We start from the raw sequence: 16934 nt of genomic DNA, 5'->3' as shown, positions 1-16934 counted from the left end.
CTCCACTCCCAGCCACCCCTGGAGAGACCTCACCATGAGCGACCAGCAGCAGCTACGCAACTTCGTCGACGGCGCGTACGTCGACCCGGTGGACGGCGGTCACGCCGACCTGATCGACCCCTGCACCGGTGACGTCTTCGCCCAGGCTCCCGTCTCCGGCCCGGCGGACGTGGACGCGGCGATGCGGGCCGCCGCCACCGCCTTCGAGACCTGGCGGGACGCCACCCCGGCCGAACGGCAGCGGGCGCTGTTGAAGCTCGCCGACGCGGTGGAGTCCCGGGCGGCCGAGCTGGTCGACGCGGAGGTGCGCAACACCGGCAAGCCGCGCCAGCTCACCGCCGAAGAGGAGCTGCCCCCGGCGGTGGACCAGTTCCGCTTCTTCGCCGGGGCGGCCCGGCTGCTGGAGGGCCGCTCGGCCGGGGAGTACCTGGCGGGGCACACGTCGTACGTGCGGCGCGAGCCGATCGGCGTCTGCGCGCAGGTCACCCCGTGGAACTACCCGCTGATGATGGCGGTGTGGAAGATCGCCCCGGCGTTGGCGGCCGGCAACACGGTGGTGTTGAAGCCGTCGGACACCACGCCGGTGTCGACGCTGCTGCTGGCCGAGATCGCCGCCGAGTTCCTCCCGCCGGGGGTGTTCAACGTGGTCTGCGGCGACCGGGACACCGGCCGTACCCTGGTGGCGCACCCGACCCCGCAGCTGGTGTCGATCACCGGCTCGACCCGGGCGGGCATGGAGGTCGCCTCGGCCGCCGCGCCGGACCTCAAGCGGACCCACCTGGAGCTGGGCGGCAAGGCCCCGGTGGTGGTCTTCGACGACGCGGACGTCGCGGCGGCGGCCGAGGCGATCGCGACGGGCGGCTACTTCAACGCCGGCCAGGACTGCACCGCCGCGACCCGGGTGCTGGCCGGGCCCGGCGTGCACGACGACTTCGTCGCGGCCCTCACCGAGCAGGCCCGCAACACGCGCACCGGCGCCCCGGACGACGCCGACGTGCTCTACGGCCCGCTGAACAACGCCAACCAGCTCGCCCGGGTCAGCGGCTTCGTCGACCGGCTGCCCGACCACGCCGACCTGCACACCGGTGGTACGCGGGTGGGCGGGCGCGGCTACTTCTACTCCCCCACCGTGGTATCCGGGGTACGCCAGGCCGACGAGATCATCCAGCAGGAGGTGTTCGGCCCGGTCATCACCGTGCAGCGGTTCACCGACGAGGACGAGGCGGTGCGCTGGGCCAACGGCGTCGACTACGGCCTGTCCGCCTCGGTCTGGACCCGTGACCACGGCCGGGCGATGCGGATGACCCGCCGGCTCGACTTCGGCTGCGTCTGGGTGAACACCCACATCCCGTTCGTCTCGGAGATGCCGCACGGCGGCTTCAAGCACTCCGGCCACGGCAAGGACCTGTCGGTCTACAGCCTGGAGGACTACACCCGGATCAAGCACGTCATGCACCACATCGAGGGCTGATCCCGTGAGCGCGAGGAGCGAGCCGGGTCTGCGAGCCCCGCAGTCGCGAACAGAGGACAGCCCCGTGAGCGCGAGGAGTGAGCCGGGTCTGCGAGCCCCGCAGTCGCGAACAGAAGGCGGCCCAGCGGCTGCCAGCGCGGAGCTGCACCGGCGGCGGGGTGCCGCCGTGGCCCGGGGGGTCGGCAGCGTCATCGACTCGTACGTGGACACCGCCAGCGGCGGCACGGTCGTCGACGTCGACGGGCGGGAGTGGATCGACTTCGCCGCCGGCATCGCCGTCACCAGCGTCGGCAACGCCGCCCCACGCGTCGTCGAGGCGGTACGGGCCCAGGTCGAACGGTTCACCCACACCTGCTTCATGGTCGCGCCGTACGAGTCGTACGTGGCGGTCTGCGAGCAGCTCAACACGCTGACCCCGGGCACCTTCGCGAAGCGGTCGGCGCTGTTCAACTCGGGTGCCGAGGCGGTGGAGAACGCGGTGAAGATCGCCAGGCACGCCACCGGACGGCAGGCGGTGGTGGTCTTCGAGCACGCCTACCACGGCCGGACCAACCTGACCATGGCGTTGACCGCGAAGAACATGCCGTACAAGCACCGGTTCGGGCCGTTCGCCGGGGAGATCCACCGGGTGCCGATGTCGTACCCGCTGCGCGACGGCGGGCTGTCCGGGGCGCAGGCGGCGGCGCGGGCGCTGGACCTGGTGGACAAGCAGGTCGGGGCGGAGAACGTGGCCGCGCTGCTGATCGAGCCGATCCAGGGCGAGGGCGGGTTCGTCGTACCGGCGGCGGGTTTCCTGCCGGCGCTGCGCGCGTGGGCGACGGCGGCCGGGGCGGTGTTCGTCGCCGACGAGATCCAGACCGGCTTCTGCCGCACCGGCGACTGGTTCGCCTGCGACCACGAGGGCGTGGTGCCGGATCTGGTCACCCTGGCCAAGGGCATCGCCGGCGGGTTGCCGCTGGCGGCGGTGACCGGCCGGGCGGAGCTGATGGACGCGGTGCACGTCGGCGGCCTCGGCGGCACCTACGGCGGCAACCCGATCGCCTGCGCGGCGGCCCTGGCCAGCATCGCGACGATGCGGGAGCTGGACCTGGCCGCCGCCGCACGGCGGATCGGGTCGGTGCTCGCCGGCCGGCTGCGGGCCGTCGCCGCCCGCGACCCCCGGATCGCCGAGGTACGCGGCCGGGGCGCGATGCTGGCCGTGGAGCTGGTCCGGCCGGGCGGCCTGGTCCCCGACCCGGCCGCCGCCGGCGCCGTCTCGGCAGCCTGCCACGCCGCCGGCCTGCTCACCCTCACCTGCGGCACCTACGGCAACGTGCTGCGGTTCCTGCCGCCGCTGGTGATCTCCGACGCCGAGTTGGCCCGTGGGCTGGACATCCTGGATGCCGCGTTCGGCTGACGTCCGGGCCTCTGACGTCCAGGCCTCTGACGTCCAGGCCTCTGACGTCCAGGCCTCTGACGTCCAGGCCTCCGGCCGCCGCCGGGTGACCGGGGTGCGCTCAGCGCACCAGCTCGACGACGTTGCGCCGGATCACGTTCTTGCCGGGCTCCCGGACCAGTTCCATCGCGGCGGCGTTGAGCAGCACGCAACTGCCCGACGGCCCGCTCACCGACACCGTCGCCACCTTCCCGTTGTCCAGGTTCGTCACCCGCAACCGGGTACCCACCGGAAACCGGTCACTCGTCGCGGCGGGCGCACCGCCCTCGGCGGAGAAGGTGACCGGGCCGCTGCACGCGGTGGGCCCGGCCGCCACGCCTGTCGCCGGTGGCGTCGGCCGCTGGGTGACCGGGGGCTGGGCGGCACCGGGCCGGGTCTCGCCGGGAGCCGGGGCGGCCGGCGCGTCGGCACCGACCCGCTCGACCACGTGGCGTCGGATCACGTTCTTGCCGGGCTCCCGCAGCAGCTCCATCGCGGCGGCGTTGAGCAGCACGCAACTGCCCGACGGCCCGCTCACCGACACCGTCGCCACCTTCCCGTTGTCCAGGTTCGTCACCCGCAACCGGGTACCCACCGGAAACCGGTCACTCGTCGCGGCGGGCGCACCGCCCTCGGCGGAGAAGGTGACCGAGCCGGAGCAGAGGCTCGGCCGGACGGGCGTGGTGTCGGCGAACCCGAACCCGGTCCCCACCGCGACCACCGCCGTGGCTACCACCGCCACCCCCGCCGCCAGTACGTGCTTGCGCTGCACCTTCACCACGTCTCCCGTCGTCGCCGTCACCTGCACCCGCTGGTACGTCCCAAACCCACCCCCCGTTCAACCCAACCCACCGCCATCCCGCACCTCCGCCGTCGATCAAGGAGTTATGGTGGCCTTTCCAACCCTTTTATGCTGATTTCCGCCCGCCACAACTCCATGATCGACAAGTCGGGGGTGGGTGGGTGGGGGTGGGTGGAGGGGGGTGGGGTGGGTGGGTCAGGGGCGGAGGAGGGCGGCTATCTGGGTGGTGATGAGGGAGGGGCGGTGGTAGAGGTCGCGGGCGGTGAAGTGGCGCATGCGCCAGCCGTGGGTCGCCAGCCAGTTCATCCGGGCACGGTCGTGGTCGAGACGGTCGCGGTCGAGATGGGACAGGCCGTCGTACTCGATGCCGACCCGTGATCGTCGGTATCCGAGGTCCAGGCGGTAGCGTCGGAAACCCTCGTCGTCCGTCACCCAGATCTGTGGTTCCGGTGCCGGCAGCCCACCGTCGATCAGGACGAGCCGGAGTTGACTCTCCTGCCGACACTCCGACCTGGGGTCGGCGAGCCGCACCAGTTGCCGCGCCTGGTCGACGCCCCGCAACCGCGCGTGTCGGGCAAGCTCGGCAGTCAACTCCTCGGGGCGACAGGCTCCCACCCGCAGGCACAGGTCGAGAAGTGGCAGTGCGTCCAGCCGGGCGACCGTCCGGGCCAGGTCCACCGCGCACCGGTCCGCAGGTGCGCACGGCAGACCGGCCAGCAGGACCGGATCCGGTACGGCGAGCACCGCCTGATGCACCACGACACCCCGGATCTGCGGCACCTTCCCACCGGCCGGCACGATCACGTGGAGATCCCCGCTGGGTACGGCACCGAACCCGTGCAGTTGAGCACCCGAATGGAAGCCGACGACCGCCCCCTCCGGAAGCCGGTGCAGGAGCGCCCGCCATCGGGCACCCCGCTCACCCACCGCCCCACCGACACCCCTCGGACGCCGCCCGTCCCCCGCCGACCAGCCCCTCCCCAGCCCACCGAAGTCCCCTGCCCCACCAGAGTCCCCCGCCCCACCGACCCGACCCGGCCCACCGACCTCCCCCGGCCCGTAGACACCCCGCGACCAGCGGCGCAGTTCCCCCTTACCGACCGCCCGCCGAACCCCCTCCCGACTCCATCCCGCCGCCAACAACTCCGGGTACCGAATCAGCCGCCCCGCCACACTCACCCACCCTGCCCACCACCCCGCCTCCCCACCACCCCCTGTGGACAACCCCCACCCCCACCCCCATCCACAACCCCACCCACCCACCCTCCCCACCCCACCCCACACCGCCCACCCCCGCCCCCACCGTCGATCATGGAATTGTGGTGCGCCGCAAAAGTTACGAAGACTCACCAACCGCCCACCACAACTCCATGATCGACGGGCAGGGCGATGATCGCGGGCACCGGGCAGGGCGGCCGGGGCCGTGGGCAGAGCGGTGGGCGCGAGCCCCGGGCGGGGCCGTGGGCGAGGGCGGGCGGCCGGGGGCGGGCGGCCAGGCCACGGGCGGGGCGGTGGCCGGGGCCACGGGCGGGGCGGTGGGCGCGAGCCGGGCGGGGGGTGGGGTGGGGGGTGGGGTGGGGTGGGGTGGGCGGTGGGTCAGCGCTCTTCCATTGCCCAGGGGGAGCCGTAGGCGGTGAGCAGGTCGAGGAACGGGCGCGGTGGCAGCGCCTCCGGGCCGAGCACCCCGACCCCGGACCAGCCGCCGGTGGCGAGCAACTCCAACGCCACCACCGGGTTGACCGCGGTCTGCCAGACCACCGCCTGGTGGCCGTACTCCCGCATGGACCATTCGTTGTCGACGACGTGGTAGAGGTAGACCTTCCGGCGCCGGCCGTCGACGCCGGTGCCGGTGACGTACGTGCCGGCGCAGGTCTTGCCGCGCATCCGGTCGCCGAGGGTGGCCGGGTCGGGCAGGCTGGCGGCGACGACGTCGCGGGGTGAGACCTGCACGCCGCGCACCGACACCGGGGTGGTCGAGTCGAGACCGACCTTGTGCAGTGCCCGGAGCACCTCGATGAACTCGTCGCCGAGGCCGTACTTGAAGGTGACCCGCCGGGCCCTGACCCAGCGCGGGATCAGCAGCACCTCCTCGTGCTCGACGTTGACGCACTCGACCGGGCCGATGCCGGCCGGGAAGTCGAAGACCTCCGGTTCGCTGAACGGTTCGGTGGTGAACCAGCCCCGGTCCCGCTCCCAGATCACCGGCGGGTTGAGGCACTCCTCGATGGTGGTCCAGATGGAGAACGACGGGGCGAAGTCGTAGCCGTCGACGGTGAGGTTCGCGCCGTCGCGGATGCCGATCTCGTCGATGTCGGCGAACAGTTCGTCGGCGGCGTACCGGGCGAACACGTCGGACAGGCCCGGTTCGACGCCGATCCCGCACAGCGCCAGCCGACCGGCGTCCGCCCAGGTGGTGGCGGCGGCGAACTGCGCGTCACCGAGCTTCACCCCGGTCTCGGCGTACGGTCGGGCCGGGTGCGGGTGGGACAGCGACATCGCCATGTCCAGGTAGTCCGCCCCGGCGGCGAACGCCCCGGCGAAGATCGGCATGACGAACCGCGGGTCGACGGCGTTGAGCACGTGGGTGATCCGGTGTTCCCGGCAGAGCGCGGCGACCGCGTCCGCCGAGGAGGCGTCGACCCGGGCGGCGACGAACCGGTCGCCGTGCCCGGCGACGGCCCGCTCGGCCCGGACCGGGTCGTAGTCGGCGACGACGACGGTGTCGAAGAAGGAACGACGGGCGGCGACGGCGACGGCGGCGGAGCCGACCCCGCCGGCACCGACGAGCAGGATACGCATCAGGAATCGAACCCCAAACCAGGACGATCGGGCGTACGGAGCCGGTACCGACGCCGGTCGTCGTGCGCGTCGGCGCGGGCCGGCGACCGGTGGGTGAGGTTGATGTCGGCGGCCGGACGGGCAGGGTCGGGGCGGTGGTGCGCGTACCGGCCGGGCGTCGCCTCGACGAGCGCCCGGCCGGTACGCGGGAGGATCACGACGGGCCTGTCGCCCGTCGACCGGGCGCGTCGGCGACCGGGAGCGCGGCCCGTCGGCCCCGTCGACCGCGCAGCGTGCTCAGCCCGACGAGCAGCAGGGCGATGCCGAACATCGCCGTTCCGATCACGTTGACCTGCGGTGGGATGCCGCGCTGGGCGGCGCCCCAGACGTACGTGGGGAAGGTGACGGTGGTGCCGGCGTTGAAGTTCGTCACGATGAAGTCGTCGAAGCTGAGCGAGAAGGCCAGCAGGGCGGCGGCGACGATGCCGGGCAGCACCAGGGGCAGGGTGATCCGCCGGAACGTCTGCCACTCGCTGGCGTAGAGGTCCATCGCGGCCTCCTCCAGCCGCCGGTCCATCCCGGCGAGTCGGGCCTTGACCGTCACCACCACGAACGACACGCAGAACATCACGTGCGCGATGACGACGGTCCAGAAGCCCTGCGGCACCCCGGCGGAGACGAACAGGGCGAGCAGCGAGGTGCCCAGCACCAGTTCCGGCGTCGCCATCGGCAGGAAGATCAGCAGGTTGATCCCGCCGCGCCCCCGGAACCGGTGCCGGACCAGGGCGAACGCCATCAGCGTGCCGATCACCGTGGACCCGACGGTGGCGAGGAAACCGATCTGCACGCTGCGGACCACCGCGTCGCACATCTCGGGGGTGGCGCAGGGCTGCCGCCAGTTGTCCAGGGTGAACTCGTTGAAGTCGTACGACAGCCGGCTCGACGGACGGTTGAGGGAGAGGCCGGCGACCACGGCGATCGGCAGGAACAGGTAGCCGAGCACCAGCAGGGCGACGATCATCACCCACCGGTCGGCCAACCACCGCGACACCCTCATGGGAGCCTGCCCTGCGCGACTGCGGGGCTCCGCTGCGTTGCACTCCTCGCGCTCACAGGACATCCTCCGTGCCGGCTCTGCGCAGGTAGCCGAAGACCACCGCGAGGATCGCCGCCATCAGCAGGAAGGACAGGGCGGCGCCCTGCGGGTAGTCCAGCCGGACGAGGAACGCCGAGTCGACGACGTTGCCGATCATGTACTCGTTGGGGGTGCCGAGGAGTTCGGCGTTGATGTAGTCGCCGGTGGCCGGGATGAAGAACAGCAGCGTGCCGGCGATCAAGCCGGGCATCGACAGCGGCAGGGTGACCGTGCGGAAGGCGTGCAGCGGGCCCGCGTACAGGTCGCCGGCCGCCTCCAGCAGCCGCCGGTCGAGCCGCTCCAGGCTCGCGTACAGCGGCAGCACCAGGAACGGCAGGAAGTTGTACGTCAACCCGAGCACCACCGCGACGGGGGTGGCGAGCAGCCGCCCGTCCGGGCCGAGCAGGTGGACGTCGCGCAGCAGCCCGACCAGCGCGCCGTTGTCCGACAGGATGGTCTTCCAGGCCAGGGTGCGCACCAGGAAACTGGTGAACATCGGGGCGACCACGCAGACCAGCAGCAGGTTCTTCCACCGGCCGGCCTTCTGGGCGATCGCGTACGCCAGCGGGTAGCCCAGCAGCAGGGCCAGCACCAGTGCCGCCCCGGCGTAGCCGAACGACCTGGCGAACTGCGGCGCGTACGCCTGCAACGCCTCCGGATAGTTGCCGAACGCCCAGGTCAGCGCGTACCCGGTGGAGAGCGAACCGGTCGGGTCGTAGAGGCTGGCGGCGGCGAGCTGCACCAGCGGCACGACGAAGAACAGCACCAGCCAGGCCGCCCCCGGCAACAGCAGCAGGTACGGCAGCAGCCGGTGCCGGCCCTGGCGCGGCGGTGCCGCCCCCGATGCGCTCCCCCCGCCGCCGAGCTGCGCCAGGGCGGTCACGACGGCACCTTGACCGGTTCGTCGAGCAGCGGGGTGGTGCGGTCGTCCTGGCCCGGCTCGCGGGGCAGCAGGAAGGCGTGCCGGGGGTCCCAGTGCGCCACCACCGACGCGCCGACCTGGTGCTGCCGGCCGACGCCGCTGTTCGCCGCGAACGCGGACAGTTCACTGCCCCAACCGGTACGCACCAGGTACTGCGTGCTCACCCCCACGTACGACGCGTCGGTGATCACCCCCGGCACGTGCTGGTGGCCGGCCGGCACCTCGTCGACGGCCTCGGCCAGGTGCAGCTTCTCGGGGCGTACCCCCAGGTAGACCGCACCCCGGTCGACGCGGGCGCGGTCGACGGGCACCGAGAGGCGCGCGCCGTGCGCGGTGACCGGCACCGCGGACCCGGCCGGGCCGGCGGCCTCGGCGGCGAGCAGGTTGGACTGGCCGAGGAAGTTCGCCACGAACGCGGTCGCCGGGTACTCGTAGAGTTCGGCGGGCGCGCCGAGCTGCTCGATCCGCCCGGCGTTCATCACCGCGACCGTGTCGGCCATCGTCATGGCCTCCTCCTGGTCGTGGGTGACGTGCACGAAGGTGATGCCGACCTCGGTCTGGATGCGTTTCAGCTCGATCTGCATCTGCCGGCGCAGCTTCAGGTCGAGCGCGCCGAGCGGTTCGTCGAGCAGCAGCACCTGCGGGTGGTTGATCAGGGCGCGGGCCAGTGCGACCCGCTGCTGCTGGCCGCCGGAGAGCTGCGCGGGGCGACGCCTGCCGAACCCGTCGAGCTGGACCAGCGACAGCATCTGCCGGACCTGGCCGTCGACCTTGCGGATGCCCCGCCGCCGCAGCCCGAAGGCCACGTTCTCGGCGACGTCCAGGTGCGGGAAGAGCGCGTAGCTCTGGAAGACCGTGTTGACCGGCCGCCGGTACGGCCGCAGCCGGCTGATGTCCCGGTCGCCCAGCAGCACCCGCCCGGCGGTGGGCTCCTCCAGCCCGGCGATCATCCGCAGGGTGGTCGTCTTGCCGCAGCCGGACGCCCCGAGCAGGGCGAAGAAGGACCCCTGCGGGACGGTCAGGGTGAGGTCGTCGACGGCGGTGAAGATGCCGTACCGTTTGGTCAGGTCGACCAGCCGCAGGTCACCGGTGGCTGCCTCGTTCGCCATCCCGCTCACGCCCCGATGACCTGCTGGAACCTGGACTCGTACTCCTTCTCCTGTTTCTCGTCCAGGGCCATGAAGACCTTGGACTTCGCCAGCAGGGCGTCGTCCGGGAAGATCAGCGGGTTGGCGGCCAGTTCCGGGTCGATCTTCTCCATCTCGGCCTGGGCGCCCTCGACCGGGCAGATGTAGTTGACGTACGCGGCGAGCTTCGCCGCCACCGCCGGCTGGTAGTAGTGGTCGATCAGCGCTTCCGCGTTGGCCCGGTGGGTGGCCCTGTTCGGCACCAGCATGTTGTCGCTGAACAGCATCACCCCCGAGTCCGGCGCGACGAACCTGATTCTGGGGTTGTCGCCCGCCAGCTGGATCACGTCGCCGGACCAGCCGACACACGCGGCGATGTCGCCCTTGGCCAGGTCGGGGGCGTAGTCGTTGCCGGTGAACCGGCGGATGTGCTTCGACTCGACGGCCTTACGCAGCTTGGCGAGGGCGTCGTCGAACTGGGCGGCGGTGAAGTTCGACGGGTCGTGCCCGTTGGCTTGGAGCAGCAGGCCCATGGTGTCCCGCATCTCCGACAGGGCGGTCACCCTGCCCTTGAGGTCCGAGCGGGTGAGCAGTTCGTCGATGGTGCGGATCTCCCCGGTGACGCTGCCGTTGTAGGCCAGCCCGGCGAGGCCGGACTGCCACGGGATCGCGGCCCGGTTCTCCTGGTCGAAGGAGCGCCCGCGCAGCGACGGCAGCAGGTTGGCAGCCACGTTCGGCAACTTGGCCGGGTCGAGCTTCTGGATCCAGCCGAGCCGGATCATCCGGGCGGCCATCCAGTCGGTCAGGACGATGATGTCCCGCCCGGTGCTCTGACAGCCGGCCAACTGGTTCTGCACCTTGCCGAAGAACTCGTTGTTGTCGTTGATGTCCTCGGTGTAGGTCACCTGGATGCCGCTGGCGGCGACGAACGCGTCGAGGCTGGGGCGTTTGGCGGCGTCCTTGTCGTCCACGTCCATGTACTGCGGCCAGTTGGAGAAGGCGAGGGTCTTCTCCGTGGCGGACAGGTCGTCGCTCGTGCAGCCGGCTTCGGTCTGGGTCGCCGCCTTGGTGCCGCAACCGGTGAGGCTGCCGCCCGTGGCGAGCAGGGCGGCCGATCCGAGGGTGCCGGTGAGCAGTCCACGCCGGGTGAGGGGCCGGAGGGGAGTACGCATGTGACGACTCCTAGGGGGTCGTCCGTCGGCGGCGGGGACGGGGTGCGGCGCCGGCGGGAGGGTCGGGTGCCTGAGACGACTGATCCTGGCATGAGGTCACCGCCCTCACAAGGGATTCCGTTGCTGGAATAGGCTGTGACGACGAATTACGCCAGACTGCGCGGGCGACACCAAGCCCGACGGGGGGAAACGGACATGGGGAGCGGACGATGACGATCCGGCAGCAGGAGCACGGCACCGGCGGGCGACGCGTCGCGGTGCGTGAGGGGGCCAGCCACGCGCGGTTGGACGACGTGGCGAAGCAGATCATCGAGCAGTTGCAGGAGGACGGCCGCCGACCGTACGCGACGATCGGCAAGGCGGTCGGGCTCTCCGAGGCGGCGGTCCGCCAGCGGGTGCAGCGGCTGCTCGACGCCGGGGTGATGCAGATCGTCGCGGTGACCGACCCGCTCCAGCTCGGCTTCCCCCGCCAGGCCATGATCGGCCTGCGTACCGACGGCGACCTGGAGGCCGTCGCCGACCGGCTGGCCGAGTTCGACGAGATCGACTACGTGGTGATCACCGCCGGCTCGTTCGACCTGCTCGCCGAGGTGGTCTGCCGCAACGACGCCCACCTGCTGGAGATCCTGCAACGGCTGCGCTCGGTGCCCGGGGTGCTCGCCACCGAGGCGTTCGTCTACCTCAAGCTCCACAAACAGACCTACAGCTGGGGTACGGCCTGAGCCCCGTCCCTCGATCCACTCCTGGGAGCCGAAGTGGCGGCATTCCCACACCCGGACCCCGCCACGGGGTCGACATTGAGTCGATCATGCCGCCCGCCCCGGTCAGGCCACCCGCCACCCAGTGAGTACGAAATCCGTTGCCCTCGGATCTCACTCGCACTGAATCCGTTGCACCCAACATGAGTTGGGCTTGCATTTCGCGGCGAGGCTGTGGGATAACCGAGGGCAGAGCGGCCGGTTCCCCCTCCTGACCGGCCCGAGACCCGATGGGGCTGACAATGGCCGACGCCACCGACCACCTCTGGATGCACTTCACCCGGATGGCCAGCTACTCCGGCGGGGAGGTGCCGACCATCGTGCGCGGCGAGGGCGCGTACGTCTGGGACGCGCAGGGCCGCCGCTACCTGGACGGGCTCGCCGGGCTGTTCGTCGTCAACGCCGGGCACGGGCGCACCGAACTGGCCAGGGCCGCCGCGAAGCAGGCCGGCGAGCTGGCGTACTTCCCGCTGTGGTCGTACGCCCACCCGAAGGCCGTCGAGCTGGCCGAGAAGATCGCCTCGCTGACGCCCGGCGACCTCAACCGGGTCTTCTTCACCACCGGCGGCTCGGACGCCGTCGAGGCGGCGTGGAAGCTGGCCCGCGCCTACTTCAAGCGCACCGGCAGGCCGACCAAGCACAAGGTGGTCAGCCGGTACCTCGCCTACCACGGCACCTCGATGGGCGCGCTGTCGATCACCGGCCTGCCCGGCATCAAGAGCGACTTCGAGCCGTTGGTGCCCGGCGGGGTCAAGGTGCCGAACACCAACTTCTACCGGGCCCCCGAGCACGGCGACTCGCCCGAGGCGTTCGGTGCCTGGGCCGCCGACGAGATCCGCCGGGCCATCGAACGGGAGGGGCCGGACACCGTGGCGGCGGTGTTCCTGGAGCCGTTGCAGAACTCCGGCGGCTGCTTCCCGCCGCCGCCCGGCTACTTCCAGCGGGTACGCGAGATCTGCGACGCATACGACGTGCTGCTCGTCAGCGACGAGGTGATCTGTGCCTGGGGGCGGCTCGGCGAGTACTTCGGCGCCACCCGGTACGGCTACCGGCCCGACATCGTCACCACCGCCAAGGGCATCACCTCCGGCTACGCCCCGCTGGGCGCGATGATCGCCAGCGACCGGTTGATGGAGCCGTTCCTCACCGAGACCGGCATGTTCGCCCACGGGGTGACCTTCGGGGGCCACCCGGTGTCCTGCGCGGTGGCCCTGGCCAACCTGGAGTTGTTCGCCCGGGAGGACCTGGTCGGCCACGTCCGGGCCAACGAGGGCGCCTTCCGGACCACCCTGGAGAAGCTCACCGACCTGCCGATCGTCGGCGACGTCCGGGGCGACGGCTACTTCTACGGCATCGAGCTGGTCAAGGACAAGGCGACGAAGGCCACCTTCGACGAGGCCGAGTCGGAGCGGCTGCTGCTCGGCTTCCTGTCCTCGGCGCTGTTCGCGGCCGGGCTCTACTGCCGGGCCGACGACCGGGGTGACCCGGTGGTCCAGCTCGCCCCGCCGCTGATCGCCGGGCAGGAGCAGTTCGACGAGATGGAGCAGATCCTGCGCGCCGTCCTCACCGAGGCGTGGTCCCGCCTGTAGACCACCGACGCCCTCCCCCGGAGCCGCACGTGCGCTACCAGGAACTGTCCCACTGGCTGTCCACGGTGGACGAGCCGTTGACCCCGCGTCCGGCGTTGCCCGGCGACACCGACGCCGACGTGGTGGTCGTCGGCGCCGGCTACACCGGGCTGTGGACGGCGTACTACCTCGCCCGCGCCGATCCGACGCTGCGGATCGTCGTGCTGGAGGCCGAGATCGCCGGGTACGGCGCGTCCGGGCGCAACGGCGGCTGGTGCTCGGCGCTGTTCCCCACCGCGCTGCCGGCGCTGGCCCGTCGGCACGGCCCGGCGTCGGCGCTGGCGATGCAGCGGGCCATGCACGGCACCGTCGCCGAGGTCGGCCGGGTGGCCGCCGCCGAGGGCATCGACTGCGACTGGCGGCACGGCGGGACGGTGCTGCTGGCCCGCACCGACGTGCAGCTCGGCCGGGCCCGGGCCGCCGTCGCCGAGGCCCGGGAACACGGGCTCGACCCCGACGACCTGGTGCTGCTCGACGCCGCCGGGGCCGCCGCCCGGTGCGCCGCCGAGGGGGTACGCGGCGGCACGTACACCCCGCACTGCGCCGCCGTGCACCCGGCGAAACTGGTCCGGGGCCTGGCCCGCGCGGTGTGCCGGCTCGGGGTGCGCCTGCACGAGCGTTCCCCGGTCACCGCGATCCGGCCCGGCGCGGTGGTCACCCCGCACGGCACGGTACGGGCGGAGGTGGTCGTACGGGCCACCGAGGCGTACACCCCGGCGCTGCCCGGCCATCGGCGCACCGTCGCCCCGGTGTACTCGCTGATGGTGGTGACCGCGCCGCTGCCCCCACGTACGTGGGAGCGGATCGGGCTGGCCGACCGGGAGACCTTCTCCGACTACCGGCACCTCATCGTGTACGGCCAGCGCACGGCCGACGGGAGGCTCGCCTTCGGCGGGCGGGGTGCGCCGTACCATTTCGGCTCCCGGGTCTCCCCCGGGTACGACCGGGAGCCCCGGGTCTTCGCCGCGCTGCGCCGGACGCTTGGGGAGCTCTTTGCGGTGCTCGGGCCGGACGTGCCGGTCGAGCAGGCCTGGGGCGGCCCGCTCGGGGTGGCCCGGGACTGGTCCGCCTCGGTCGGGCTGGACAGGTCGACCGGGCTGGCCTGGGCCGGCGGCTACGTCGGCGACGGGGTGGGGACGAGCAACCTGGCCGGCCGTACCCTCGCCGACCTGGTCCGGGGCGTGGAGTCGGAGTTGACCGCCCTGCCGTGGGTGGGCCACCGCTCTCCCCGCTGGGAGCCGGAACCACTGCGCTGGCTGGCGATCAACGCCGGCCTCCGGGTGATGTCCTCGGCCGACGGGGTCGAACGCCGCACCGGCCGTCCCGCCCGCCGCGCCACCGCCCTCTCCCCCCTCCTGGGCCACTGACCCCACCCGGCCTCCCCTCCCCACCCGCTCACCCACCGCTGACGCCCCGGTGATCAAGAGGTTTGCGTCATAGTCGATCTTCAGACTGACGCAAACCTCTTGATCACCGGGGAAAGCGGGAGGCGGGGCGGGGGACAGCGGGGGTCAGTGGTTGGGGGGGATCACGCGGAGGTGGCCGCGGCGGCCGGTGGGAGGGGTCTGGGGGTTGGGGTGGTGGGGGTCGTGGTCGTCCTGGGGCGGGCGGGGGGCGACCGGGCGGGCCGCCTCGCGGACGGCTTCGGCCAGGGCGACCAGGTCGTCGGTGGTGGGCGGCGGCGGTTCGAACTCGCCCTCGTGCCGGACGACGTCCCAGCCCCGGGGGGCGGTCAGGCTCCGCGCGTGCTGCTCACACAGGTCGTACGTGTGCGGCTCGGCGAACGCCGCCAGCGGGCCCACCACCGCCGTCGACTCGTTGTAGACATAGGTCAATGTGGCGACCGCTTGCCGGGGGCAGCCGTTACGGGAGCAGCGCCGTGGTGACCTCACGTGCGGCAGGGTATCCCCATTACCGGGTCCGGCGCACCGGTTCGCTTTGCGACACGCCCGTCACCGTGATCACAATTCGCACCTGGTGCTCCCGCCGCGCCCGTCGACGCGCGCCGCCACGGGCCGGGGCGGGCCCAGGGCTACCCTTTGGCTCATGACGAGCCCGGAACACCGCCGCCCCGGCTCCGGCCGGCGCAACCACCGCGACCGCCACGGACGTGGCCTGCGCGGGCGGCTGGTGCCGGCGACCGTGCCGCTGGCCCGGACCAAGGCCGAGATCTTCGACGACCTGGTGCTGGACACGGTGGAGACGCTGGAGCGCCGGTTCGCCAAGGAACTGGCCGGCGTCGAGTTCGCCGTCGAGGACGTCCCCCCGGACCTGAACGTCTACGACTCCGACGTACTGGAGGACGGCGAGGTGCCGCTCGCCCGGCTGCTGCCCGGCCGGCCGGGCCGGCAGGAGGTGCCGCCCCGGATCGTGCTCTACCGCCGGCCGCTGGAGTTCCGCGCGATGGACCGTGAGGACCTGGCCGACCTGGTGCATGACGTGATCATCGAGCAGGTGGCGAACCTGCTCGGGGTCGACCCGGACGAACTGGCCTGACCTGCTCCCCGGACCACCCCACCGGCGGACCGGCGGTCGGCCGCTCCCCCGTGGACCCGACCGGTCGTCCCTCATGGAGGTGGCCGGCACCCCCGGCCATATCGGCCCGACGTCGGTCACCCCCGCGACCTCCGTCGGGCGTGAGCCGGGCGGCCCCCACCGCCCCGGCCCGACCCGTCGACTCAGGCGGCCCGCCGCTTGAGCTTGCGCCGCTCCCGCTCGGAGAGCCCACCCCAGATCCCGAACCGCTCGTCGTGCCCGAGAGCGTATTCGAGGCATTCCGTCTTGACCTCGCACCGCGAACAGATCCGCTTCGCCTCGCGGGTCGAGCCGCCCTTCTCGGGAAAGAACGCTTCCGGATCGGTCTGCGAGCACAGTGCCCGCTCCTGCCACTCCGGCGCGTTTCCGAGCAGGTCGGCCACCTCAAGCTGGCCGTCCATCAGATGCCTCCTTGTCGCGCACCGACGTCACCGCCGCTGCAACCCCCCACGCGAAAGGCGTGCTTGTCCGTCCGGTCCCTATTTGTTGCGTTCCGCGCGAACAACCCCATCGAAATTACACGCGTGTAATGCGTGCGCCGTCAAGCCGAACTTGATAATGGAGTCGTCCTCCCGACACGCCGCCGGACGGTCACCGGACCACCCGGCCCTCGCAACCTGCCCTATCGATTCAGACCCCGGGCGAGTAACGCCCTCTCCGGCGAGTTGCCCCAGATTTCTGCCGTGGCGTCGCCGCCCCGGACGACACCCGGGAACGCCGCCGGACGCTCCGTCCGACCGTCTCGTCAAGATCATGAGCATGGTGGGGGACAGGTTAACGCGGTTGGCCCCGGACCGCCCGTCCGGCCGGAAATGACGACAGCGCCCCGTCCACAATGTGGACGGGGCGCTCGGGTCGGTACGCCTGTCGCGGCGCTCAGGTCGACCAGGGTGGGCTGCTCGGCCAGACGAATTCGGCAATCGCCCCGCCGGTGACGGAGATCGTTCCGGCGGGCGTCTCCTCGTCCCACCAGACGGTATAGAGACCCGCCGTCAGATCCGGGTAGACGGCACTGTGGAACACCCCGTCCCGGACGATCCGCTCCCGGACGGCCGAGTGCGTCCGCACCGCGCCGTCCTGGTCGCTCCGACTGATCTCGATCTCCCGACCGTGTAGGTCACGCCCCGTGTAGATGATCAGGGCACCCGTCTCCCCGCCAACGTCGAGCATCACCGTGCCGCTCTCCGTCGGC

At 72.1% G+C, this 16934-nt stretch carries 17 protein-coding genes and 1 pseudogene; 6 read left to right on the top strand and 12 right to left on the bottom strand.

Annotated elements, in window-relative coordinates; genetic code table 11:
* Window positions 1-34: 34 nt before the first annotated feature.
* Window positions 35-1471, top strand: a complete 1437-nt coding sequence (locus tag Q2K16_RS26265; RefSeq protein ID WP_302740828.1) for a gamma-aminobutyraldehyde dehydrogenase — start codon at window positions 35-37, stop codon at window positions 1469-1471.
* An 88-nt stretch (window positions 1472-1559) separates the two neighbouring features.
* On the top strand, window positions 1560-2867 hold the full coding sequence (gene gabT, locus Q2K16_RS26260) for a 4-aminobutyrate--2-oxoglutarate transaminase (RefSeq protein ID WP_302746622.1): 1308 nt from the start codon (window positions 1560-1562) through the stop codon (window positions 2865-2867).
* A gap of 100 nt (window positions 2868-2967) precedes the next feature.
* Here the strand turns inward: gabT and Q2K16_RS26255 are convergent, their stop codons facing one another.
* The 9 genes and pseudogenes from Q2K16_RS26255 to Q2K16_RS26220 all read right to left on the bottom strand — a co-directional run bounded on the left by Q2K16_RS26255 (window position 2968) and on the right by Q2K16_RS26220 (window position 10821).
* Window positions 2968-3687, bottom strand: coding sequence for an RlpA-like double-psi beta-barrel domain-containing protein (locus Q2K16_RS26255; RefSeq protein ID WP_489671811.1), 720 nt, complete (start codon window positions 3685-3687; stop codon window positions 2968-2970).
* Between the two features lie 195 nt (window positions 3688-3882).
* Window positions 3883-4614: an endonuclease domain-containing protein gene (locus Q2K16_RS26250; protein WP_302740827.1), complete on the bottom strand. Its 732-nt coding sequence runs from the start codon at window positions 4612-4614 to the stop codon at window positions 3883-3885.
* 144 nt (window positions 4615-4758) lie between these two features.
* Window positions 4759-4860, bottom strand: a pseudogene (locus Q2K16_RS33130) (type IV toxin-antitoxin system AbiEi family antitoxin domain-containing protein); the annotation flags it as partial.
* A 423-nt stretch (window positions 4861-5283) separates the two neighbouring features.
* The gene (locus Q2K16_RS26245) at window positions 5284-6486 is read right to left on the bottom strand and encodes a saccharopine dehydrogenase family protein (RefSeq protein WP_302740826.1); all 1203 of its coding nucleotides are present in this window, start codon (window positions 6484-6486) and stop codon (window positions 5284-5286) included.
* Window positions 6486-6683, bottom strand: coding sequence for a hypothetical protein (locus tag Q2K16_RS26240; protein ID WP_302740825.1), 198 nt, complete (start codon window positions 6681-6683; stop codon window positions 6486-6488). The genes Q2K16_RS26245 and Q2K16_RS26240 overlap by 1 nt, the downstream gene beginning before the upstream one ends.
* Window positions 6680-7522: an ABC transporter permease gene (locus Q2K16_RS26235; protein ID WP_302740824.1), complete on the bottom strand. Its 843-nt coding sequence runs from the start codon at window positions 7520-7522 to the stop codon at window positions 6680-6682. Before Q2K16_RS26235 ends, Q2K16_RS26240 begins: the two co-directional genes overlap by 4 nt.
* A gap of 52 nt (window positions 7523-7574) precedes the next feature.
* Window positions 7575-8483, bottom strand: coding sequence for an ABC transporter permease (locus Q2K16_RS26230; RefSeq protein ID WP_302740823.1), 909 nt, complete (start codon window positions 8481-8483; stop codon window positions 7575-7577).
* The gene (locus Q2K16_RS26225) at window positions 8480-9631 is read right to left on the bottom strand and encodes an ABC transporter ATP-binding protein (RefSeq protein WP_302740822.1); all 1152 of its coding nucleotides are present in this window, start codon (window positions 9629-9631) and stop codon (window positions 8480-8482) included. The genes Q2K16_RS26230 and Q2K16_RS26225 overlap by 4 nt, the downstream gene beginning before the upstream one ends.
* 5 nt (window positions 9632-9636) lie before the next feature.
* The gene (locus Q2K16_RS26220; RefSeq protein ID WP_302740821.1) at window positions 9637-10821 is read right to left on the bottom strand and encodes a polyamine ABC transporter substrate-binding protein; all 1185 of its coding nucleotides are present in this window, start codon (window positions 10819-10821) and stop codon (window positions 9637-9639) included.
* Window positions 10822-11030: 209 nt separating this feature from the next.
* On the opposite strand from Q2K16_RS26220, the gene Q2K16_RS26215 reads away from it, so the two are divergent.
* The 3 genes from Q2K16_RS26215 to Q2K16_RS26205 all read left to right on the top strand — a co-directional run bounded on the left by Q2K16_RS26215 (window position 11031) and on the right by Q2K16_RS26205 (window position 14574).
* Window positions 11031-11543, top strand: coding sequence for an Lrp/AsnC family transcriptional regulator (locus Q2K16_RS26215; protein WP_302740820.1), 513 nt, complete (start codon window positions 11031-11033; stop codon window positions 11541-11543).
* A gap of 278 nt (window positions 11544-11821) precedes the next feature.
* Entirely contained in the window at window positions 11822-13168 is a 1347-nt protein-coding gene (locus tag Q2K16_RS26210; RefSeq protein WP_302740819.1) for an aspartate aminotransferase family protein, read from the top strand.
* A 29-nt stretch (window positions 13169-13197) separates the two neighbouring features.
* Window positions 13198-14574 carry an NAD(P)/FAD-dependent oxidoreductase gene (locus tag Q2K16_RS26205; protein WP_302740818.1) on the top strand — a complete coding sequence of 459 codons (1377 nt, stop codon included), beginning with the start codon at window positions 13198-13200 and terminating at the stop codon, window positions 14572-14574.
* Window positions 14575-14718: 144 nt separating this feature from the next.
* Here the strand turns inward: Q2K16_RS26205 and Q2K16_RS26200 are convergent, their stop codons facing one another.
* Window positions 14719-15099, bottom strand: coding sequence for a DUF3499 domain-containing protein (locus tag Q2K16_RS26200; protein ID WP_194822950.1), 381 nt, complete (start codon window positions 15097-15099; stop codon window positions 14719-14721).
* A gap of 154 nt (window positions 15100-15253) precedes the next feature.
* On the opposite strand from Q2K16_RS26200, the gene Q2K16_RS26195 reads away from it, so the two are divergent.
* Window positions 15254-15703: a metallopeptidase family protein gene (locus tag Q2K16_RS26195; RefSeq protein ID WP_145917997.1), complete on the top strand. Its 450-nt coding sequence runs from the start codon at window positions 15254-15256 to the stop codon at window positions 15701-15703.
* A 182-nt stretch (window positions 15704-15885) separates the two neighbouring features.
* Here the strand turns inward: Q2K16_RS26195 and Q2K16_RS26190 are convergent, their stop codons facing one another.
* Window positions 15886-16143 (bottom strand): WhiB family transcriptional regulator, encoded by a 258-nt coding sequence (locus tag Q2K16_RS26190; RefSeq protein ID WP_007455784.1) that lies wholly within the window; start codon window positions 16141-16143, stop codon window positions 15886-15888.
* Window positions 16144-16618: 475 nt separating this feature from the next.
* Window positions 16619-16912, bottom strand: coding sequence for a phospholipase (locus tag Q2K16_RS26185; RefSeq protein WP_302746620.1), 294 nt, complete (start codon window positions 16910-16912; stop codon window positions 16619-16621).
* Window positions 16913-16934 lie beyond the last annotated feature (22 nt).

It is taken from the genome of Micromonospora cynarisoli (genome assembly GCF_030518815.1).
GTDB lineage: Bacteria > Actinomycetota > Actinomycetes > Mycobacteriales > Micromonosporaceae > Micromonospora > Micromonospora wenchangensis.
This window is presented reverse-complemented; position numbering and strand designations above follow the sequence as displayed.

Excerpts from the sequence above, each read along its gene's own strand:
- Q2K16_RS26265 (WP_302740828.1), top strand. The coding sequence starts at position 35 with ATGAGCGACCAGCAGCAGCTACGCAACTTCGTCGACGGCGCGTACGTC.
- Q2K16_RS26245 (WP_302740826.1), bottom strand. The coding sequence starts at position 6,486 with ATGCGTATCCTGCTCGTCGGTGCCGGCGGGGTCGGCTCCGCCGCCGTC.
- Q2K16_RS26235 (WP_302740824.1), bottom strand. The coding sequence starts at position 7,522 with ATGAGGGTGTCGCGGTGGTTGGCCGACCGGTGGGTGATGATCGTCGCC.
- Q2K16_RS26225 (WP_302740822.1), bottom strand. The coding sequence starts at position 9,631 with ATGGCGAACGAGGCAGCCACCGGTGACCTGCGGCTGGTCGACCTGACC.
- Q2K16_RS26220 (WP_302740821.1), bottom strand. The coding sequence starts at position 10,821 with ATGCGTACTCCCCTCCGGCCCCTCACCCGGCGTGGACTGCTCACCGGC.
- Q2K16_RS26215 (WP_302740820.1), top strand. The coding sequence starts at position 11,031 with ATGACGATCCGGCAGCAGGAGCACGGCACCGGCGGGCGACGCGTCGCG.
- Q2K16_RS26210 (WP_302740819.1), top strand. The coding sequence starts at position 11,822 with ATGGCCGACGCCACCGACCACCTCTGGATGCACTTCACCCGGATGGCC.
- Q2K16_RS26195 (WP_145917997.1), top strand. The coding sequence starts at position 15,254 with ATGACGAGCCCGGAACACCGCCGCCCCGGCTCCGGCCGGCGCAACCAC.
- Q2K16_RS26190 (WP_007455784.1), bottom strand. The coding sequence starts at position 16,143 with ATGGACGGCCAGCTTGAGGTGGCCGACCTGCTCGGAAACGCGCCGGAG.
- Q2K16_RS26185 (WP_302746620.1), bottom strand. The coding sequence starts at position 16,912 with ATGCTCGACGTTGGCGGGGAGACGGGTGCCCTGATCATCTACACGGGG.